At 73.0% G+C, this 20,145-nt stretch carries 23 protein-coding genes; 2 read left to right on the plus strand and 21 right to left on the minus strand.

What is annotated here, in order from left to right; translation table 11 throughout:
* From BLT76_RS16230 to BLT76_RS16250, 5 genes are read right to left on the minus strand one after another with little or no spacing between them, the layout of a single operon-like run.
* Window positions 1-2,022: a vWA domain-containing protein gene (locus tag BLT76_RS16230; protein ID WP_090858317.1), complete on the minus strand. Its 2,022-nt coding sequence runs from the start codon at window positions 2,020-2,022 to the stop codon at window positions 1-3.
* Window positions 2,019-2,441 carry an OsmC family protein gene (locus BLT76_RS16235; RefSeq protein ID WP_244509436.1) on the minus strand — a complete coding sequence of 141 codons (423 nt, stop codon included), beginning with the start codon at window positions 2,439-2,441 and terminating at the stop codon, window positions 2,019-2,021. Before BLT76_RS16235 ends, BLT76_RS16230 begins: the two co-directional genes overlap by 4 nt.
* Entirely contained in the window at window positions 2,419-3,807 is a 1,389-nt protein-coding gene (locus tag BLT76_RS16240; RefSeq protein WP_090858323.1) for a sigma 54-interacting transcriptional regulator, read from the minus strand. Before BLT76_RS16240 ends, BLT76_RS16235 begins: the two co-directional genes overlap by 23 nt.
* A 21-nt stretch (window positions 3,808-3,828) precedes the next feature.
* Window positions 3,829-4,737 carry a universal stress protein gene (locus tag BLT76_RS16245; protein WP_090858326.1) on the minus strand — a complete coding sequence of 303 codons (909 nt, stop codon included), beginning with the start codon at window positions 4,735-4,737 and terminating at the stop codon, window positions 3,829-3,831.
* A 32-nt stretch (window positions 4,738-4,769) separates the two neighbouring features.
* On the minus strand, window positions 4,770-5,153 hold the full coding sequence (locus tag BLT76_RS16250) for a hypothetical protein (RefSeq protein ID WP_090858329.1): 384 nt from the start codon (window positions 5,151-5,153) through the stop codon (window positions 4,770-4,772).
* Window positions 5,154-5,243: 90 nt separating this feature from the next.
* Between BLT76_RS16250 and BLT76_RS16255 the strand changes: the two genes are divergently transcribed.
* Window positions 5,244-5,615, plus strand: coding sequence for a YchJ family protein (locus BLT76_RS16255; RefSeq protein WP_090858332.1), 372 nt, complete (start codon window positions 5,244-5,246; stop codon window positions 5,613-5,615).
* Here BLT76_RS16255 and BLT76_RS16260 read toward each other — a convergent pair.
* The 10 genes from BLT76_RS16260 to BLT76_RS16305 form a co-directional block, all read right to left on the minus strand.
* Window positions 5,602-6,162, minus strand: a complete 561-nt coding sequence (locus BLT76_RS16260; RefSeq protein ID WP_139175586.1) for a hypothetical protein — start codon at window positions 6,160-6,162, stop codon at window positions 5,602-5,604. The genes BLT76_RS16255 and BLT76_RS16260 overlap by 14 nt on opposite strands.
* A 9-nt stretch (window positions 6,163-6,171) precedes the next feature.
* Window positions 6,172-7,014 (minus strand): universal stress protein, encoded by an 843-nt coding sequence (locus BLT76_RS16265; RefSeq protein WP_170867094.1) that lies wholly within the window; start codon window positions 7,012-7,014, stop codon window positions 6,172-6,174.
* A gap of 75 nt (window positions 7,015-7,089) precedes the next feature.
* Window positions 7,090-7,893, minus strand: a complete 804-nt coding sequence (locus BLT76_RS16270; protein WP_090858342.1) for an enoyl-CoA hydratase — start codon at window positions 7,891-7,893, stop codon at window positions 7,090-7,092.
* A 1-nt stretch (window position 7,894) separates the two neighbouring features.
* Window positions 7,895-9,085 carry a lipid-transfer protein gene (locus BLT76_RS16275; protein WP_090858345.1) on the minus strand — a complete coding sequence of 397 codons (1,191 nt, stop codon included), beginning with the start codon at window positions 9,083-9,085 and terminating at the stop codon, window positions 7,895-7,897.
* Window positions 9,082-9,519, minus strand: coding sequence for a Zn-ribbon domain-containing OB-fold protein (locus BLT76_RS16280; RefSeq protein WP_090858349.1), 438 nt, complete (start codon window positions 9,517-9,519; stop codon window positions 9,082-9,084). Before BLT76_RS16280 ends, BLT76_RS16275 begins: the two co-directional genes overlap by 4 nt.
* A gap of 67 nt (window positions 9,520-9,586) precedes the next feature.
* Window positions 9,587-10,567, minus strand: coding sequence for a glycine betaine ABC transporter substrate-binding protein (locus tag BLT76_RS16285; protein ID WP_090858352.1), 981 nt, complete (start codon window positions 10,565-10,567; stop codon window positions 9,587-9,589).
* A 1-nt stretch (window position 10,568) separates the two neighbouring features.
* The gene (locus tag BLT76_RS16290) at window positions 10,569-11,351 is read right to left on the minus strand and encodes an ABC transporter permease (RefSeq protein WP_090858356.1); all 783 of its coding nucleotides are present in this window, start codon (window positions 11,349-11,351) and stop codon (window positions 10,569-10,571) included.
* Complete coding sequence (locus tag BLT76_RS16295; protein ID WP_090858359.1) at window positions 11,341-12,501, minus strand: ABC transporter ATP-binding protein; 1,161 nt, start codon at window positions 12,499-12,501, stop codon at window positions 11,341-11,343. The genes BLT76_RS16290 and BLT76_RS16295 overlap by 11 nt, the downstream gene beginning before the upstream one ends.
* Window positions 12,498-13,139 carry an ABC transporter permease gene (locus BLT76_RS16300; protein ID WP_090858362.1) on the minus strand — a complete coding sequence of 214 codons (642 nt, stop codon included), beginning with the start codon at window positions 13,137-13,139 and terminating at the stop codon, window positions 12,498-12,500. Before BLT76_RS16300 ends, BLT76_RS16295 begins: the two co-directional genes overlap by 4 nt.
* Window positions 13,140-13,201: 62 nt before the next feature.
* Window positions 13,202-14,593, minus strand: a complete 1,392-nt coding sequence (locus BLT76_RS16305) for a cystathionine beta-synthase (RefSeq protein ID WP_090858365.1) — start codon at window positions 14,591-14,593, stop codon at window positions 13,202-13,204.
* Window positions 14,594-14,637: 44 nt separating this feature from the next.
* On the opposite strand from BLT76_RS16305, the gene BLT76_RS16310 reads away from it, so the two are divergent.
* Complete coding sequence (locus tag BLT76_RS16310) at window positions 14,638-15,660, plus strand: SGNH/GDSL hydrolase family protein (protein WP_090858368.1); 1,023 nt, start codon at window positions 14,638-14,640, stop codon at window positions 15,658-15,660.
* A gap of 56 nt (window positions 15,661-15,716) precedes the next feature.
* Here the strand turns inward: BLT76_RS16310 and BLT76_RS16315 are convergent, their stop codons facing one another.
* From BLT76_RS16315 to BLT76_RS16340, 6 genes are all read right to left on the minus strand, one after another.
* A complete protein-coding gene (locus tag BLT76_RS16315) occupies window positions 15,717-16,580 on the minus strand; it encodes a Bax inhibitor-1/YccA family protein (RefSeq protein ID WP_090858371.1) in 864 nt (287 codons plus the stop codon).
* 77 nt (window positions 16,581-16,657) lie between these two features.
* Window positions 16,658-17,149 (minus strand): hypothetical protein, encoded by a 492-nt coding sequence (locus BLT76_RS25765; protein WP_244509439.1) that lies wholly within the window; start codon window positions 17,147-17,149, stop codon window positions 16,658-16,660.
* Entirely contained in the window at window positions 17,146-18,165 is a 1,020-nt protein-coding gene (locus BLT76_RS16325) for a cellulase family glycosylhydrolase (RefSeq protein WP_090858377.1), read from the minus strand. The genes BLT76_RS25765 and BLT76_RS16325 overlap by 4 nt, the downstream gene beginning before the upstream one ends.
* A gap of 29 nt (window positions 18,166-18,194) precedes the next feature.
* Window positions 18,195-18,821 (minus strand): class I SAM-dependent methyltransferase, encoded by a 627-nt coding sequence (locus BLT76_RS16330; RefSeq protein WP_170867096.1) that lies wholly within the window; start codon window positions 18,819-18,821, stop codon window positions 18,195-18,197.
* Window positions 18,822-18,839: 18 nt separating this feature from the next.
* Window positions 18,840-19,673, minus strand: a complete 834-nt coding sequence (locus BLT76_RS16335; RefSeq protein ID WP_090858384.1) for a Cof-type HAD-IIB family hydrolase — start codon at window positions 19,671-19,673, stop codon at window positions 18,840-18,842.
* Between the two features lie 55 nt (window positions 19,674-19,728).
* A partial coding sequence (locus BLT76_RS16340; protein WP_244509437.1) for a methyl-accepting chemotaxis protein occupies window positions 19,729-20,145 on the minus strand: 417 nt, incomplete at its 5' end.

Here is a 20,145-nt window from a genome sequence, read left to right on the forward strand (position 1 = left end):
TCAGTCGCCGACCCAGAACCCCCGGCCGCCGAACCAGTCGCCGTACCCCGAGCCGCCCCCGCCGAGGCCCGGCCCGCGCGACCCGAGGTAGGAGCCGACCACGGCGGCGCCCAGGTCGTCGAGCTCGGGCGCGACCACCCGGCCCTCGACCCGCTGGGCCATCGAGTCGACGAAGCGGGCCAGCCCCGGGTCCTCGCCGAGCCGGAAGAACGTCGTCTGCGCGCCGAGACGGCGCGAGTTGTCGAGCTCGCGGACGGCGTGGGCGACGGTGACCGGGTGCGGCGGGTAGCTGAAGAACACCTCGCCGCTGGCCTCCAGGTGGGAGGTCGGCTCACCGTCGGTGACGATCAGGAGCACCGGCTGCGCGTTCGGGTGCTTGCGGAAGTGCCGGTTGGCGAGCAGCAGCCCGTGGTGGAGGTTGGTGCCCTTCTCCCACATGGCGTCGAGCGCGGTCAGCTGCTCGATGTCCATCACCTCCGCGTGCCGGCCGAAGCCGATCAGCTGCAGCGCGTCGCCGCGGAAACGGGACTTGATCAGCGTGTGCAGGGCCAGCGCGGTGCGCTTCATCGGCACCCAGCGCCCGTCCATGGCCATCGAGAACGACGTGTCGACCAGCAGCGCGACACAGGCCTGGGTGCGGGCCTCGGTCTCCTGCACCTCGACGTCGCCGATCTCCATCAGCGGGCCACCCGGGGAACCGGTCCGGCGCAGCGTGCCGTTGAGGACGGTGCGCGGGATGTCCCACGGCTCGGTGTCGCCGAACGCCCACTCGCGGGTCGAGCCGGACAGCTCGCCGGCCGCGCCGGCCCGGCGCAGGTCGCGCTGGCCCTGGCGGCCCGACATCTTGTCGGCGACGTCCTTGAGCAGCGCCTTGCCGAGCTGACGCATCGCCTTCGGGGTGAGCTGGAGCTGGCCGGTCGAGTCGCGGCGCATCGTGCCCTGCTCGCGCAGCGCCTTCTCCAGCTGCTGCAGGGTCTTGGCGTCCACGGCCGCGGACTCGCCGAGCTGCTGGGCCAGCTTGTCGAGGTCGAGGTCGTCCATCCGCGCTCCGCCGTACGACTGCGAGAGCTGCTCGGCGAGCTGGTCGAGGTCGGCCAGGTCCTGGAAGACACCGGTGCCGTCGCCGAGGCCCAGTCCCTCGTCACCGCCCAGCTGCTCCGAGCCGCCCCAGTCCTCGCCGGGGCGCAGCGACTGCAGGTTGCCGTCGAGCCGGGACAGCGCGTCCATCAGCTGCGGGGAGCCGAAGGCCTGCGCCGAGAGCTCCATCAGCTCCTGGCGCTGCTCGGGCGACATGGAGTTGAGCATCCGCTGCGCGGCTGCGGCCCGCTGGGCCATCGCGTCGAGGAGCTCGTCGAGGTTCTGCGGGTTCTCGGGGAAGAAGTCCCCGTGCTTCGCCATGAACTCTTCGAAGTCCTCCTGCGAGTCCTCGCCGAGCTGCCGCTTCTCCAACAGCTGGTTGAGGTCGCCGAGCATCTCGTTGATCGCCGCCCGATCGTCGTCGGTGGCGTTCTCCAGGGCGTCCTTCATGCCGGCGAAGCGCTGGTCGAGCAGCTCGCGGCCGAGCAGGTCCTTGATCCTCTCGTAGTCCTCGCGCGCCTGCGGGCTCTGCCAGTCGTACGACGCCAGCTCGCTCACCGCCGCCGCGGGGCTGGGCGGCAGGTTCTCCAGCTGCATCTCCCGGAACGCCCGGTCGGCGTCGTCCATCATCGCGTCGCGGGCCAGCTGCTTGCGCTCCTCCAGCACGGCGCGGTCCAGCAGCTCCTTGACCTCCTGCAGGGTGCCGTCGAGGTTGTGCCGTTGCAGCAGCTCGCGCCGCTTCTCGGCCACCCGGCGGGCGAGCTCGTCGAGGCCGGCCTGGTCGCGCCCGCCCCGGCGCAGGAACTCCCGCATCGCCCGCTCCGGGCTGTAGCCCGCCATCACGTCCTCGCCGATGGCGTCCAGCGCCTCCGCGATGTCGACCGGCGGCGCGAGCGGGTCGCCGCCCTCGTACCGCTTGAACCGGGACTGCCGGGTCCTGCTCATGCCTCGCTCCTCTCACGCGTGACGGCGACCGACCCGCGCACCACGCGCGGGATCTCGGCCACCTCGTCGACCTGGGCGAGCAGCCCGTCGACGACCTGCTGCGGGGCGTCGCTGTCCACGTCGACGTCGTAGGCGATGGTCGTGGACGACCAGGTCGTGCTGTCGAAGCCGCCGACGGCGTCCACCCGGACCCCGGCCAGGGCGATCCCCGGCTCCTGGGCCTCCCGGTAGACGTCGTTGAGCACGCAGCACGCCACCGCGGTCAGCAGCAGGTGCGCCCCGGTGCCGCCGCCGTCGACCGAGATGCCGTCCTCGGTCCAGGCGTGCGGGACGACGAACGCCGGCGCCAGCCCGTCGCGCCGCGAACCGGACGCGACGCGCACCCGGACCTGCACGTCAGCCGTAGACGGTCTCGGCACCGTCGGAGTCCTTGCCGATCTTGCGGGCGAGATAGAGCCCCTCGAGGGCCAGCTCGATCGCGCCGGCCCGCTGGCCGTCGTTGGTGGCGCCCAGCCGGTCGCAGACCTCGTCGTACAGCTCGGACTCGCCGAGGACCGGCAGCCCGGTGAGGAAGTCGCGCGCCGTGACCCGCTCCCCCGTCGAGACCATCTCGCCGGCCTCCAGACGGTCGACCAGCAGTCCGAAGTCGATGCCGCGGAAGTGCTGGCGCACCGTCTCGGCGGTCGCGGTGCGGAGCAGGTGGGTGAGGATCTCGGCCTCGCGGCCCTCCTCGCCGGACTCGAACTCGATCTTGCCGCCGAGGACGTCGACCGCGGTCTCCAGGTCGACGACCCGGGCGACCGCCTCGTCCTCGCCCTGGGCCGTGGCCCGGTGGATGGCCGCGGCGGCGATGGTCTCGGCACCCGCGATCGCGAACCGGGCCGAGACGCCGCTGCGCTGGTCGACCGAGCTGGACTCGCGCAGGTTGCGGGTGAACCGGGCCAGGATCTCGACCAGGTAGTCGGGCACCTCCGCGACCAGGTCGGCCTCCTGCCGGATCACCGCGACCTCGTCCTCGAGCTCCAGCGGGTAGTGGGTGCGGATCTCGGCGCCGAAGCGGTCCTTCAGCGGGGTGATGATCCGGCCGCGGTTGGTGTAGTCCTCGGGGTTCGCGCTGGCGACGACGAGCACGTCGAGCGGCAGGCGTACGACGTACCCGCGGATCTGGATGTCGCGCTCCTCCATCACGTTGAGCATCGCGACCTGGATCCGCTCGGCCAGGTCGGGCAGCTCGTTGATCGCGACGATGCCGCGGTGGCTGCGCGGGATCAGGCCGTAGTGGATGGTCTCGGGATCGCCCAGCGAGCGGCCCTCGGCCACCTTCATCGGGTCGACGTCACCGATCAGGTCGGCCACCGACGTGTCGGGGGTGGCCAGCTTCTCGGCGTACCGGTCGTCGCGGTGGCGCCACTCGACGCCCAGCGCGTCGCCGAGCTCCAGCGCGCGACGGCGCGAGGCGTGGGTGATCGGCTCATAGGGGTGCTCGCCGAGCTCGGAGCCGGCGATCACCGGGGTCCACTCGTCGAGCAGGCCGATCATGGTGCGCAGCAGTCGGGTCTTGCCCTGGCCGCGCTCGCCCAGCAGGACGACGTCGTGGCCGGCGATCAGCGCCCGCTCGAGCTGCGGGATCACCGTGCCGCCGAGGCCGTGCAGCCCCGGCCACGGGTCGACGCCCTCGCGGAGCATGCCGAGCAGGTTGTCGCGGATCTCGGTGCGCAGCGGCTTCTGGACGTGTCCCGAGGCCCGGAGTTCGCCGACGGTGCTGATGCTGGGAGCGGAGGTCACGCTTCCAACGTACTCAGCACCTCAATCGGCGTCATGGGGTACGACGGCGACGGCACCGTCGGCCCGCTCCACCACGGTCGGCGCGACCGGCACCCGCACCAGCTGGCGCAGCCGCCCGGTCTGCCGCAGGCCGACGACGGTGAGGTCCCGGCCCTGCGACGCGGCGACCAGAGCCTCGTCGACCAGACCGCGCCAGAGGGCCCGCTCGACGGGCACCTCCGGGTACTCCTCCTGGAGCCCCGCGACCGACTCCGCGACGAGCAGCTCCAGGTCGGCGTACGCCGACGAGCCCGGATCGACCCGGTGGGCCGGCAGGGTGGCGACCTGCGCGTCCCAGAAGCAGTGCACGACGGTCAGCGGCAGCCCGCGCAGGGCGGCCTCGTGGAAGGCCAGCTCGAGCGCCGGCCGGGAGGTGGCGGTGCCGTCGACGCCGACCAGCACGCCGCCGGTGGCGCGCTCGGCGCCCGGTCGCACGACGACGACCGGGCAGTGCGCCAGGCGGGAGACCGCCACGCTCACCGAGCCGAGCAGCAGGCTGCGTACCGGGCCCCGGCCGCGGGACCCGACCACCACCATCGCCGCCGACCGGGACAGCTCCTCGAGCGCGTCGCGCGGGTCGGCCTCCACGACCAGGCGGTGGACCTCCAGGTCGAGGGCGGGCCGCTCGGCGAGCAGCCCCGCGCGGACCGTGGCCAGCATCCCGACCGCCTCGTCGCGGATCGCCGCGGCGAGCGTCCGGTGGTCGATGCCGGCCTGGTCCAGCCAGCTGCTGCCGTTCAGGGTCCAGGCGTGCACGAGGGTCAGCGGCCGACGGGTCAGACCGGCCTCGGTGGCCGCCCAGCGCACCGCGCGCGTGGATCCCTCGGAGCCGTCGACCCCGACGACGACCGTGCCTGCGGGGACGGCGGGGGTGCTGCTCATGGTCTCCATGCCGCCAGCCTGCCGGGCCCCGCGCGCCGGGGTCAGTGGCTGACGACCGCGACCGAGGGGACCTTGGTCCCGGCCCGGAACACCTCGGCCGCGGTCGCGGCCAGGGCGTCGATCGCCGTCTTCCGGTCGACCAGCCGCAGCACCTCGCGGATGCGCAGGGTCGGGGCGACCCGGCGCGCCTCGTGACGGGCCGCGGCCAGCAGCTCCTGGCCGGCGTCGGCCAGAGACCCGACGACCTCGAGCAGCACCCACGGATCCGTGCCGAAGCGCTCCTCGACGGCGAGCGCGTGCACGAGGGTGAGGTCGCGACCCGCCCGTGCCGCCCGCTCGGCCGCCCAGCTCAGGGTCGACCAGGAGGCCTCGTCGTCCTCGAGCTCCACCACGACCGTGCCCGCGGGCACCTCCACGATCCGCATGACTCGACGGTGCGGTGTGAGAGCCGTCTCATCGAGGGACGTCGGGTCCCAGCGGCCGGGACCTTGGTCCCGAGCGGGTAGCGTCGCGGCGTGCAGCTCCAGCGCCCCTGCCCGTGCGACTCCGGCCCGTCGTACGACGCCTGTTGCGGGCGGCTGCACCGCGGCGCGGCCCAGGCCGCCACGGCCGAGGAGCTGATGCGCTCGCGCTACTCGGCGTACGCCGTCGACGACCTCGACCACGTGTTCCGCACCTGGCACCCGCGGACCCGGCCGCCGGAGCTCGAGCCCGACCCGACGCTGACCTGGACCGGGCTGGAGATCCTCGGCTCGGGTGAGGACTGGGTCGAGTTCGTGGCGTCGTACGACCGGGGCGGGGTGGCCGGCCAGCGGCACGAGCGGTCGCTCTTCGAGCGGCGCGGCGGCCGCTGGGTCTACGTCGGCGAGGACCTCACCACCGGCTGAGCAGCCGGTCCACGGCCCAGCGGGCGGGGCGCCAGGCCGGCTCGACGTCGAGCACGACGGGCGCGCCGCGCGCGTCCAGCAGGACGTTGCCGACGAGGTTCGCGTCCACCAGCTGCGCGTCCGGCTCGTCGACCGGGGGCAGGGCCTCGGGCCGGGTCGACACCGCGACCGCCAGCTCCGCGTGCAGCAGGTGGGCGGTCGCGACGACGACGTCGAGGTCGGTGCAGACCGTCGTCCCCGGCTCGTAGCGGCTGGCCGCCCAGCCGTCGACCACCCAGGACCCGTCGCGCGCGGGCACCGGCATCGCCAGCCGCAGGTCGCGGGGGTCCCGGCCGGGTCGCTCGTCGAGGCGTACGGCGAGGCGGGCGACCAGGGGGTTCAGCCAGGCCAGGACGCCGGCGTCCCGGTCGGGGCTGAGCACCAGGTCGCCGGCCACGACCTGGCCGCCGCGCGCACCGACGAGCGGAACGACGGCGTCCGGCACCACGAAGAGGTCGAGCACCCGGTCCGGCGGCCCGGCGGCGGGAGACCTGCTGGAGCCGAGCACCGAGCCAGGTTAGTGGCCCGGCGGGGGCAGCGGGCTCAGGGGCACCGCCGACTGCTCCTCGGGGACCACGGCCACCAGGCAGGCGGTGCCGGAGTAGCGCTGGCGCAGGGACGTCGCGCCCTCGGCGGTGCGCGCCGAGCGCAGGTCGGAGGCCGCGACCACCAGCAGGTCGTTGCGCGGCGAGGCGAGCAGCCGGTGGGCGCGGGCCTGCTGCGGGACCAGCAGCCGGGTCACCGCGATGTCCTCGCCGACCGGCCAGACCTCCCCGATCGATCCGCGGTAGACGATGGTCAACGAGACACCGAGCGCCCGCGCCTCGTGCTCGGCGAACGCGACCACGGCCCGCTCGTCGGCCTCGTGGAGGTAGGCGAGCACCCGGCCCCCGCGCTCGGTCCGGCTGCCGCGCACCAGCAGCACCGGGCAGCCGACGTCGCTGGTGATGCCCGCGGTGACCAGGCCCGGGACCATCGGGCGGACCGAGCTGGTCTCCGAGGTGCCGACGTACAGCCGCAGGGCGCGCGTCGTGACGGCGCGCAGCACGCCGACCCGGTCGCCGCTGAGCAGCGCGTCGTCGACCGCCAGCCCGGGGGCGGTCGCGCGGGCCAGCGCCACGCCGCGCTCGACCACCGCCTCCCCGGCTGCGGCGAAGCGCTCGAGCAGCGTCTCGTCGACGTCGCCGTCGGCGTCGCGGTTGAGCGAGCCGACCACGTGCACGACCAGCAGCCGCGCGCCCTCGCGCGCCGCGGCGAAGGCCGCCTGGGGCACCGTGAGCAGGTCCGACTCGGACCCGCTCACCCCGACCACGACCGCACCGGACCCGCGCTCCACCAGCTCCGAACGTGCTGCTGGCAAGCCCCCACCCCCCGGTCGACGCGTCTGGGACCTTTGTTTCACACCTCCCCCTTTCGGGGGAAGCCGTCACTTTCGTCAGCGGTCGTCGGTGAACCGCGGCGCCCGGCCCTCGTGCCGGGCCCGGGTCGCCTCCTCGAAGTTGCCGGTCAGCAACCTCAGGTAGAGCTGTCCCAGGCCCTCGCTGGGCAGGTAGGACTCCAGCGACGTCGCCGCCTGGCCGGCCTGCAACGAGCGCTTGGTGAGCTCGACGCCGGGTTGGGAGAAGCCCGCGACCCGCTCACCGGTCCGGACCGCCGCGGCCACGACGTCCTCGTGGACCGACGAGACCAGGCCGATCCGCTCGGCCTCCGCGGCGCCGACGTCGCGCCCGGTGAGCATGATGTCGGCGGCCCGGGTCGAGCCCACCGCCCGCGGCAGCAGGTAGCTGAGCCCCAGCTCGCTCGCCGTGAGCCCGTTGTTGATGCCGGCGGCACGGAAGTACGCCGCCGGCGCGGCCAGCCGCAGGTCGCAGGCCAGGGCCAGGCAGAGCCCGCCGCCGATCGCCGCGCCGTTGATCGCGGCGACCACCGGCTGGTGCAGCCGTCGTACGGTCAGCACGACCTCCTCGAGGACCTCCATCGCCCGGAGCGCGTACGTCGGCCGCGTCACCCCGGCCACCCCGGGCGGCACCCCGGCGGACTCCTGGTCGGCGCCCGAGCAGAAGCCCGCGCCGGCCCCGGTGAGGACGACCGCGCGCACCGAGTTGTCGCTGCCCAGGGCCTGCAGCTCCGCCAGCAGCGGGACCATCACGTCGAAGGCCATCGCGTTCATCCGCTCGGGCCGGTTCAGGGTGACGACGGCGACGGCCTCGACCGGGCGGTCGACCAGGACGAAGGACACCTCAGACGCTCAGGATCACCGACGAGCCGTGCCCGAAGAGCCCCTGGTTGGCGGTGATGCCGACCGTGGCCCCCTCGACCTGGCGACCGGTCGCCTGCCCGCGCAGCTGCCAGGTGAGCTCGCAGACCTGCGCCAGCGCCTGGGCCGGGACCGCCTCGCCGAAGCAGGCCAGCCCGCCCGACGGGTTGACCGGGATCCGGCCGCCGATCGTCGTCTCGCCGGCCCGGAGCAGCTGCTCGGCCTCGCCCCGCCCGCTGAGGCCGAGGTCCTCGATCCAGTCGAGCTCGAGGGCCGTCGACAGGTCGTAGACCTCGGCGACGCCCACGTCCGCAGGCTCGATCCCGGCCTCCTCGTAGGCGGCCCGGGCGATCGACTCCTTGAAGGTGTGCTCGGGCTCGCCCACCGCGGCGCTGGAGTCGGTCGAGAGGTTGGGCATGTCCATCACGGTGTTCGGGAAGGTCGGCGTGACCGTGGAGACCGCGGAGACCCGGACCGGGCTCGCCAGCCCCAGGCGCTTGGCGTACTCGGTGCTGGCCAGCACCACGGCCGCGGCGCCGTCGGAGGTCGCGCAGATGTCGAGCAGGTGCAGTGGGTCGCTCACCACGGCGCTGGACATCACGTCCTCGACGCTGACCGCCTTGCGGTAGCGGGCGTAGGGGTTCTCCAGCCCGTGCCGCGCGTTCTTGACCTTGACCTGCGCGAAGTCCTCCTGGGTGGCGCCGTAGAGGTCCATCCGCCGACGCGCGTAGAGCGCGAAGTACGCCGGGTTGGTCATGCCCAGCAGCCGGAACCGCAGCCAGTCCGGGTCGTCCCACCGCTCCCCCGCGTTCGGGGCGAGGAACCCCTTCGGCGTCGTGTCGGCGCCCACGACCAGGGCCACCTCGCACAGCCCGGCCAGGATCCGGGCACGAGCGGTGTCGAGCGCCTGGGCGCCGGTGGCGCAGGCGGCGTACGACGTCGCGACCCGGGCGCCGTTCCAGCCCAGCGCCTGGGCGAAGGTGGCGCCGGCGACGTACCCGCCGTAGCCGTTGCGGACCGTCTCGCCGCCGACCACCAGGTCGACGTCGGTCCACGCGACGCCCGCGTCCGCGAGGGCGGCCCGGGCCGCGTGCACGCCGTAGGTGACGAAGTTCTTGCCCCACTTGCCCCAGGGGTGCATGCCCACGCCCAGGACGGCGACGTCGTGGCTCACTGGTCGGCCTCCTGGCCCAGCTCGACCACAGGCTTCCAGCGCCAGATCGACAGATCGTCGTGGAGGATCTCGACGACCAGCTCGGCCTCCGCGCCGACCCGCAGGTCGGCGACGCCGTACCCCTGGGCGACCTGGCCGAGCACGGTCAGGCCCTCGGGCAGCTCGACCGCGGCGAGCGCGAACGGCTCGTAGGGGTCAGACGCCGGGACGTACGGCGCGGGCGGCTGGTACTGCGCGTCGGTGTAGGACCAGATCCGACCGCGACGCGACAGCTCGGTGCTCTCGAAGTCCTCGCCGTCGCAGGCGGGGTTGCGGCAGAAGCCACCCGCCAGCGGCGGGAAGTAGACCGTGGTGCACGTCGTGCACCGTGACCCCACCAGCGCCGGCTCCGGCCCCGTCGTGAACCACCCCTCGATGGCGGGTGTCGCCGTCATCCGTCGCCTCCTGAGACCCGAAAACTAGAACAGGTTCTCACTCTAGCGGCAGGACGCCCGCCCCCGCTCAGACCGGATCGACGAACCCCTCGTCGGCCAGCCAGTCCCGGGCCACGTCGGTCGGGTCCTCCCCGTCGACGTCGATGCGGGCGTTCAGCTCCAGCAGCACCTCGTTGGTGAGCTTCTCCGAGACCGGTGCGAAGAGGTCCGCGATCTCCGGGTGGTCCTCCAGCACCTGCTCCCCCAGGACCAGCGAGACGTTGTAGTTGGGGAAGTAGCGCTGGTCGTCCTCCAGCACGACGAGGTCCAGGGCCAGGATCCGGCCGTCGGTCGTGAACACCTCGCCGAAGGTGCAGCGACCCTTCGCGGTCGCGTCGTAGATCGCGCCGGTCTGGTAGGTCTGCAGGTTGCCCTCCGGGACCCCGTCCGCGCCCCGGGACAGCCCGTAGGTCTTCAGCATCCCGTTCAGCCCGTCGGGCCGGTTGGCGAACTCGGACTCGATGCACATCGTCCGCTCGGCGACCGGGACCTTGGCGATGTCGGAGAGCGTCTTCAGGCCGTACTTCTCCTGGGACTGCTTGGTCACGGCGAAGCCGTAGGTGTTGTTCATCGGCGCCGGCGGGAGCCAGGCCAGTCCGTTCTCGAGGTCCTCGTCGCGGACCGCCTCGTACTGCTCCTGCTCGTCCTTGATCGGGTCGGTGTGGCCGAGGTAGGTGATCCAGCCGGTGCCGGTGTACTCCCACTGGGCGTCGATCTGGCCCTCGAGGGCGGCCTGCCGGGTCGCCGAGCTCCCGGGGATGTTGGTGAGGTCGGTGACCTCGGCCCCGGCGGCCTTCATCACGATCAGCGCGATCTTGCCGAGCAGGATGCTCTCGGTGAAGTTCTTCGAGCCAACCGTGATCTCGGCGCCGTCGAGGGGCCCGGCGTCGGTCAGGGCCCCGGCCAGCTCGGCGTCGGGCACCGGTCCGCCGGCCGTCCCGAGGCCGCAGGCGGTCAGGGACGTGGCGAGCACCGCCACGGCGGCGGTACGGCGCAGTCGCGTCGTCATCTCAGACCCCCTTCGGCCGGGTGAACAGCTCCAGGAGCCGGCCCAGCCACTCCACGAGCAGCGCGAGCAGCGCGATCAGGACCGCGCCCCACACCATGAGCGAGACCTTCAGCAGCGAGATGCCGGTGGTGATGATCGCTCCGAGACCGCCGGCGTCGATGAAGGTCGCCAGGGCGGCGGTGCCGACGACGAGCACCAGGGAGGTGCGGACCCCGGCCATGATCACCGGCCCGGCGAGCGGCAGCTCGACCCGGAGCAGCACCCCGGTCGCCGACATGCCCAGGCCGCGGCCCGCCTCCTTCAGCGTGGGGTCGACCCCCTGGAGGCCGGTGATCGTGTTGCGCAGCACCGGCAGCAGGCCGTAGAGCGTGAGGGCGATGACGCCGGTCCAGAACCCGTAGCCCCGCCACATCGCGAGCAGCGCGATCAGCCCGATCGACGGCGCCGCCTGCCCGGTGTTGGCCACCGCGACCACGAGGGGCGCCGCGATCCGGGCGCGTCCCCGGGTCAGGAGGACGCCGGCCGGCACCGCGATCGCGACGACGGCCAGCGCGGAGACCACGGTGAGGCGGACGTGCTCGCCGAGCAGCTTCCACACGGTCGGCCAGGCCAGCTGCGACTCCTCGATCGAGTCCAGCGTGGCCGTCTGGCGCCACACGACGTACACGAGGAAGACGGAGGCGACGATGACCGGCGGCACCACGAGCATGGTCACGGTGCCGCGCGGCATCGACCGCAGCCGCGAGGTCCTGGCGGGAACGTCGGTCACGGTGTCACTCGCCATGGGCGGCGGCCTCCCGCTCCAGCTGGCGCATGTGGTCGGTGACCGCCTCGAAGCTGATCACGCCGAGGTACTGGTCGCGGTCCCCGGTCACTACCGCGGCCCCGTGACTGGAGGTCAGCATCGTGTCGAGCGCGTCGTTCAGGGTCGCGCGCGAGTCGAGCGTGTTGAGCTTCTCGGCGTCGTACGACGGGACCCGGTCGTGCCCGCGCAGCTGGCGCAGCCAGGGCCAGCCCAGCGGCCGGCCGCGGTCGTCGAGCACGACGACCGCGTCGTGGCCCTCCGCCTCGGCGCGGGCCACGACCTCGCCGGTCGACTCGCCGACCCAGGCGGTGGGGCGGTCGGCCAGCTCGATCGAGGACACCCGGGCCAGGGACAGCTGCTTGAGCGTCGAGCCGGAGCCGACGAAGTCGCTGACGAAGTCGTCGGCCGGCGCGGCCAGGACGTTCTCGGGGGTGTCGTACTGCGCGACCTCGGCCCCCTCCCGGAGGATCAGGATCCGGTCGCCGAGCTTGATCGCCTCGTCGATGTCGTGGGTGACGCACACGATGGTCTTGCGCAGCTCGCGCTGGATGCTGAGCAGCTCGTCCTGGAGCCGCTGGCGGGTGATCGGGTCGACCGCACCGAAGGGCTCGTCCATCAGGATCACCGGCGGGTCGGCCGCCAGGCCGCGGGCCACGCCCACCCGCTGCTGCTGCCCGCCGGACAGCTCGCGCGGGTAGCGGCCGCGGTACTTCGCCGGGTCGAGACCGACCAGGTCGAGCAGGTCGACGACCCGCTGCTCGATCCGGTCGGCGTCCCAGCCGAGCAGCTTCGGCACCAGGGCGATGTTCTTGGCCACGGTCATGTGCGGGAAGAGGCTGCCGCCCTGGATGACGTAGCCGACCTGCCGGCGCAGCTCGTTCTCGCCCTGCTGGCGCACGTCCTGCCCGCCGATCCGGATCGTGCCGGAGGACGGCTCGATGAGCCGGTTGATCATCTTCAGGCTGGTGGTCTTGCCGCAGCCCGACGGGCCGACGAACATCACGATCTCCCCGGCGGGGATGGTCAGGGTGAGGCCGTCGACGGCCGCGGCCTTCTGGCCGGGGTAGCGCTTGGTGACGTTCTCGAGCGCGATCTCGGCGCCGCTCACCTCGGGCTGGTCGGTGGTCATGCGCGGATTCCCTTCGAGACGGTGAGCCGCCCGAGCAGCAGCAGGAGGAGGTCGGCGAGGAGCGCGACCACGACGACACCGACGGTGCCGACGACGGCGTAGTTGACCGCGTTGGCCCCGCCGATCTGGGTGATGCCGGTGAAGATGTAGCCGCCCAGGCCCGGACCGTTCACGTACGCCGCGATTGCCGCGACGCCCATCGACATCTGCATCGAGACGCGCAGGCCGGCGTGGATCACCGGCCAGGCCAGCGGGAGGCGCACCCGGAGCAGGACGGCGACCGGGCCCATGCCCATCCCCCGCGCGGACTCCAGGAGCGTCGGGTCGACCCCCCGCAGGCCGACGACCGCGTTGCGCAGCACCGGGAAGACGGCGTAGAAGGCCACCGCCCAGAAGGCCGTGAAGGCACCGATGCCGAGCAGCGGCAGCAGCAGGCCCACGAGCGCGAACGCGGGGATGGTCAGCCCGATCGCCGAGACCGCGTTGGCGAGCGTCTCGAGGCGCGGCACCCAGACCACGACGACGGCCAGGGCCACCCCGACCAGCGCCGCGAACAGCACCGCCTGCACCACGAGGTTGGCGTGCTGGAGGGTGTTGTAGACGATCTGGTCAGACCGGTCGTCGACGAATTGCCACATGAAGCGCCGCGGTGCCCGATCACCGCCTCACCCAAACGTGTGTGCCATCTCGCCTCCGGGCGTCAGGCGCCGGCGAGGAACCCCAGCAGGTCTTGGCGGGTGAGCACGCCGACGGGGGCGCCGCCCTCGTGCACCAGCACGGCGTCGGCGGTCTCGAGGAGGCTGACCGCGGCGGAGGCGTCCTCGCCCGAGCCGATCGTCGGGAGCGGCGGCGACATGTGGTCGGAGACCCGGTCGGTCAGCTTGGCGTGCCCGGCGTAGAGCGCGTCGAGGAGGGCTCGGTCGGAGACCGATCCGACGACCTCGGCGGCCACCACGGGCGGCTCGGCGCGGACGACGGGCATCTGCGAGACGGCGTACTCCTGGAGGATGGCGACGGCCTCGGCGATGGTCTCGCCCGGGTGGGTGTGCACGAGGTCGGGGAGCCGGCCGTCCTTGCCGCGCAGCACCTGGCCGACCGTGCGGGTGGCCGGCGCGTGGCCGCTGGGGAAGCCGTACTGGGCCAGCCACGAGTCGTTGAAGATCTTGCCGAGGTAGCCGCGCCCCGAGTCCGGGAGGAGGACGACGATCACGGCGTCCGTGCGGCCCTCGGCGGCGAGCTCGGTGGCCAGCTGCTTCGCGGCGTACGCCGCCATGCCGGACGAGCCGCCGACGAGCAGCGCCTCCTCGCGGGCCAGCCGGCGGGTGAAGGCGAACGAGTCGGCGTCGGAGATCTCGATGACCCGGTCGGCCACGCCGCGGTCGTAGGTCTCGGGCCAGAAGTCCTCGCCCACGCCCTCGACCAGGTAGGGCCGGCCGGTGCCGCCGGAGTAGACCGAGCCGGACGGGTCGGCGCCGACGACCTGGATCTCGGGGTTCTGCTCCTTCAGGTAGCGCCCGACGCCGCTGATCGTGCCGCCGGTGCCCATGCCGGTGACGAAGTGGGTGATCCGGCCCTCGGTCTGCGCCCAGATCTCCGGGCCGGTGGTCTCGTAGTGCGAGCGCGGGTTGTTCGGGTTGGAGTACTGGTCGGGCTTCCAGGCGCCCGGCTGCGCGGCCAGCCGGTCGCTGACGTTGTAGTAGGAGTCCGGGTGCTCGGGCTCGACGGCGGTCGGGCAGACGACGACCTCGGCGCCGTACGCCTTGAGGACGTTGCGCTTGTCCTCGCTGACCTTGTCGGGGCACACGAAGATCGTCTTGTAGCCGCGCGCCTGGGCGACCATGGCGAGCCCGACGCCGGTGTTGCCGGAGGTCGGCTCGACGATGGTGCCGCCCGGCTGGAGGGCCCCGGAGGCCTCGGCCGCGTCGATCATCCGGGTGGCGATCCGGTCCTTCACGGACCCGCCGGGGTTGAGGTACTCGATCTTGGCCAGCACGAGCGGCCCCTCCACCCCCGCCAGGTCGTCGAGCGACGTCGAGAGCCGCAGCAGGGGGGTGTTGCCGATCAGGTCCAGGAGGGAGTTCGCGTACTGCACGACCTCACCTTAGGCCTGTGGGGAGGGCTCACTAGACTCCCCGGGTGGGCAAAGCGGGTGCAGCACGCAAGCTCGCCTCCGCTGCGGCGTACGGCGGAGGCGGCCTCTCCGTGCTCGGAGGAGCCCTGTACGGCGTCCTGACGGCCGAGGCGAAGCTGGCCCGCAAGACGATCGGCACCATCGACAAGAGCTCGGTGCCCGACCCGACCGGCTGGTACGGCCGCGGCCGGCCGGGCCCCGCCATCAAGCTCGTGGTGCTGGGCGACTCCAGCGCCGCCGGGTACGGCGTGGCCCGGGTCGAGGACACCCCCGGCGCCCGACTGGCCAGCGGCATCGCCGAGCACGCCGACCGCCGGGTCTACCTGCGCGACTTCGCGGTCGTCGGCGCCAAGTCCTCCGACCTGGCCGACCAGGTCGACCGCGCACTCCCCCTCGAGCCGGACCTCGCGGTCGTCCTCATCGGCGGCAACGACGTGACCCACACCGTCTCCCCCTCGGCGTCGGTGCGCTACCTGCAGGAGGCGGTCCGTCGCCTGCGCGCGACCGGCGTCGAGGTCGTCGTCGGCACCTGTCCCGACCTCGGCACCATCAAGCCGATCGCACCGCCGCTGAAGCAGGTCGCCCGCGCCTGGTCGCGCCGGCTCGCCGCCGGCCAGACCATCGGCGTGATCGAGGAGGGCGGGAGAACCGTCTCCCTCGGCTCGATCCTCGGCCCGGAGTTCGCGGCCGCCCCCGCGATCATGTTCGGGGCCGACCAGTTCCACCCGTCCGCGCAGGGCTACCAGGCCGCGGCGGGGATCCTGCTGCCGTCCGCGCTCGCCGCCCTCGGCGTCATCCCGGACGACGAGGAGCACCTGGAGAGCCTGCGCGGCGAGGCGATCATGCCGATCAGCGCCGCCGCCGTCCGCGCCGTCAACACCCCCGGCACCGAGCTCGACGGCACCGAGGTCGGTGGCAACCGGCTCGGCGTCCGCGGTCTCTGGGTCGAGCTGCGCCACCGGCGCCGGCAGCCCCCGTCGGAGGGCGAGGCGCCGGAGGAGACCGACGAGGAGCCGGCCGAGGGGTAGGGACGCAGAAGGGCCCCGGGCGGATCGCCCGGGGCCCCTCGTGAAGCGGTGCTGCGTCAGTCCTGCTGGAGGATCGCGAGGATCCGGAGCAGGTTGGTGTAGATCCAGACGAGCGTCACGGTCAGACCGAAGGCCGCCCGCCACGACTCGACCTCGGGCAGCCGGTTGGCGACGCCCTGCTCGACGAAGTCGAAGTCGAGGATCAGCATGAAGATGCCGAGCACCAGACCACCGATGGCCATCAGCAGGCCGAGGCCGCCGAAGCCGTAGAGGCCCAGCTGGGCGTTGAAGATGCTGAGCACGAGCTCCATCAGGCCGAGCGCGACCATGCCGAACATCGCCGCGACGACGAACGTGCGGAACTTGTCGCCGACCTTGATGTTGAAGAACTTGTAGGCCGCGAGCGTGCCCGCGAAGGCCGCGAAGGTGCCGATGACCGCCTGGACCACGATGTGGTTGCCGGGGGCGATGGCGTTGTCGATGACCTTGCTGAACGCGCCCATCGCGACACCCTCGAGGGCCGCGAACGCGAGGACCAGCGCGGGGCTGACCTTGCGCTTGAACGAGTTGACGAGCGACAGGACGAGAGCGCCGAGGCTGCCGACGACCAACGCGCCGTAGAGCGTGCCGAGGTTCTCCTGCGAGTCGAGCGGCGGGGTGAGGACCCAGGTCGCGAAGGCCGCGACGAGGACGACACCGAGTGTCACGGCGGTCTTCTGGACGACCGAGTCGATCGTCATCGTCGCGCCGGAGCGCGCGGGGGTCTCCACGCCGGAGCCGGGCTCGCCGGTCCCCCACGTGGACGGGTCGGAGCCGTAGCCCTGGTAGCTGGCCCCACCGGCGTACTGGTTGCCGTAGGCGTTCGCGCCGGAGCGGTTGAACTCCTCCGACCGGCGGAACACCGGGTTGTTGGACTGCATGGTCTCCTCCTTGGAGGCCTGGGGCCCGTCGCTCTGACGGGTCGCCGAACAAGATCAGCCTAGTGACCTCATCGGGTTCAACGCATTCCCCCGGCTGTGCGTTCCCTGTTTTCGGATCTGTCGACGATCCGGATCCGCACCACCTTCCGGCCGGTCGCGCGGATCGACAGCAGCCGGCCGTCGCGCTTCACGACCCGGCCGCCGGACACGCGGACGTCGTACCCGTGCGGGTAGTGCAGGGGGCTCACGAACACCTGGGTCGGGGCGGTGATCCGGCGGTCCGGGCGGTAGCGGAACCGGAAGGCGCCGGTGCGGCTGTCGAACCGCATCGCCAGCGGGGTGCCGGCCGTGCGCTGGGCGTAGGTGCGCACCAGCTGCCGCACCTTGTCCCGCTTCACGCTGCGCAGGTCGCGGTCGTCGCGGAACAGCCCCTGGGCGTCGTCGGCGGTCGTGGGGTCGCGCCACTGCTTGTAGGCCCAGTGCGTCCAGCCCATCAGCGCGTCATCGGCGGCGGCCGCGTCGAGCTCGATCGCGCGCACGTTGTCGGTGGCGCCCCACTCGCTCATCATCGGCACCGCGCCCATCCGGCGGGACTGGTCGAGCGCGTGCTCCTGGCGACCGGCGGCGAACTCCGCGCAGTTCTCGACGTCGCCGCCGGGGATGCCCTGGCTCTCCAGGAAGACGTCGGGGCAGTAGCTGTGCCACGAGAAGCCGAGGTTGCGCTCGCGGCGGGCGGGCCGGGCGTAGAAGGTGTCCAGCGGCTGGCCGCCGGCGAACTGCTGGGGCTCCCACCAGACGATGTTGCGCCGGCCACGCGCCGGATCGCCGCCAGCCCGCGCTCCATCGCCGGCTGCAGCTCCCGCTCGTACGACGAGGGGCAGCCGCCGACCAGGCAGGTCGGCCACTCCAGGCCCATCCACGGCTCGTTGAGCAGGTCGTAGCCCATCAGGTAGGGCTGCCGGCGCCACTGCCGCGCGGCCACCCGCCAGGCCGCGGCCCAGCCGTCGAGCAGGCCGTCCTCGTCGGCCCAGAACCGGTCGAAGACGGTGGAGACCTCGGGCGTCCAGTAGCCGGTCGGGAACGGGGCGGTGACCGGCGGCAGCGCGGCGAACGGCTGGGGTCGGATCATCGCCCAGTCGGGGGCGCCCTCCCCGCCGTAGGTCTCGTGCCACTGGTCCTGGTGCAGGTCGAGCTGGATCCAGATCCGGCGCTTCGCGAGCAGGTCGAGGACCCGCTGGGTCCGGCGGAGGTACGCCGGGTCCGCGCGCCCGGGGGCGTCCGGGGTCAGACCCGCCCACAGCGTCCCGACCCGCGCGGCGTTGAAGCCGTGCCGGGCCAGCCAGCGGGCGTCGCGGCGGGTGAACCCCTCGCGCGTCGCGGGCGCGGCGTACGGCGCGTGCTTCCAGACCAGGTTCAGCCCGTGCACGATCACCACCCGGCCCTGCGGGTCGACCAGCCAGCGGCCCTCGCGGCGCAGCTGGGGTGACCGCTCCTCGGCGGCGGACGCCGGCGGCCCGAGGAGGACGCCGGCGACCAGCACGGCCAGGGCGAGGAGGGCGAGCAGGCTGGAACGTGTTCTCGTCACGAGGGCCCAACGGCGGACCCCCGGCGCGGCTACGCCCGTCGTACCGCCCGGACGACGGTGTCGGTGACCGTGGCGGTCGCGCCGTCGCGGGTCTCCTCGCGGGTCGGGGCGTCGGCGACCTGCACGTCCCAGTCGGCGGGATCGAGGAGAGCCGTGACCTTCTCGGGCGCGAAGAGCAGGTGCGCCAGCCGGTCGTTGCGCAGCCCGGTCCCGATGTCGGCGGGATGGTGGGCCCCGACGAGCAACGTCCCGCCGGGCCGTACGGCGGCCGCGGCGGCGGCGTACGCCCGCTCGAACTGGGGGTCGGGCAGGTGCAGGAAGTGCACCGAGACCAGGTCCGCCTCCGGCAGGGGGCCGCCGGCCATCAGGTCGACCTGCTGCCAGCGGCACTGGCGACCCACGCCGTTCTGCTCCGCGTGCTCGGCGGCCCGGTCGAGGGCGACCTGGGAGACGTCGACCCCGACGACCTGCCAGCCGTGGCGGGCCAGCCAGACGGCGTCGGCGCCCTCACCGCAGCCGACGTCCAGGGCGGTGCCGGGCCTCAGCCCGTCGACGTGCTCGACCAGGCGGCGGTTGGGGTTGCCGGACCAGATCCGGTCGGACCCGGCGTACCGCTCGTCCCAGAACTCCTGCGTGAACATCTGCTCCTCAGTCATGGGAGCAAGCCTGCCGCTTCAGGTCGACCTGAAGGCAAGCGTGTCGTCCAGCAGGGCCGTCAGGGTGGTGATGACGCCCTGCTCGCGGTGCGACGGCGCGACGTAGCGCGCGCGGGCCAGCACGTCCGGGTGCGCGTTGGCCATCGCGAAGGAGAGGTCGGCCGCGTCGAGCATCTCGAGGTCGTTGAGGTAGTCGCCGAAGGCGGCCGTCTGGGCCCGGGTCACACCGAGCTCCCGCTGGAGCCGCTCGACCGCGACGCCCTTGTTGGCGTGCGCCGCCATCAGGTCGGTCCAGTGCTCGCCGGAGACGACGACCTGGTGGTCCGTGCGGAAGCGGGCCAGCGCGGCGGCGACCCGCTCGGCGCCGGCGAAGGCGAACACGGCGATCTTGACGACGTCGTCGTCGACCGCGAGCACGTCGTCGACGGACTCCAGCGCGGCGTAGTAGGGCCGGACGTGGGCGAGGAAGGGCTCGTCCGAGCGCTCGACGTACGCCGACCGCTTGCCGCAGAGCACGACGCCCAGGTCGTGGCCGTCGCGGGCCAGCTCGCGCAGCAGGGCGATCGCGTCCAGGACGAAGTCGCGCTCGAGGACCACGGAGTCGACCTCGGCACCGTCGCGGACGACGTAGGAGCCGTTCTCGGCGATGTAGGTCAGGTCGCGCCCGGCGCGCTCGAAGGTGCGCACGAGGGTGGCGTACTGGCGGCCGCTGGCCGGGGCGAAGACGATCTCGCGCTCGCGCAGCCGGTCGAGCAGCGGCCAGAGGGCGTCGGGCACCTCGCCGCGCTCGTCGAGCAGGGTGCCGTCCATGTCGACCACGACGAGGCGCAGGTCGCTCGCGTCGGTGGTCATGGGAAGGATTCTCCCGGGCGCCGCCGCGTACGACGGCGCCCGGGTTCGCGCGCGGTCAGCGCACGGTGAACTTGCTCACCTCGGTGTTGAGGTCGGCGGCCATGGTGGCCAGCTCGGCGATCGCGGTCAGCGTCTGGTTGACCGCCTGCGTCGTGCTCTCCGCCGCAGCCGCGACACCCGAGATGTTGGTCGCGATCTCACCGGAGCCGGTGGAGGCCTCGGCGACGTTGCGGGACATCTCGTTGGTGGTCGCGGTCTGCTCCTCCACCGCCGCGGCGATGGTGTTCTGGTAGTCGTTGATGCTGGTGATGATCTCGGCGATCTCACCGATCGCCACCACGGCACCGGAGGTGTCGGCCTGGATCGCCTCCACCCGACGCGAGATGTCCTCGGTCGCCCGAGCGGTCTCCTGGGCCAGCTCCTTGACCTCGTTGGCCACGACCGCGAAGCCCTTGCCGGCCTCACCGGCCCG

The sequence above is a fragment of the Nocardioides lianchengensis genome (genome assembly GCF_900101465.1).
Classification (GTDB): domain Bacteria; phylum Actinomycetota; class Actinomycetes; order Propionibacteriales; family Nocardioidaceae; genus Nocardioides; species Nocardioides lianchengensis.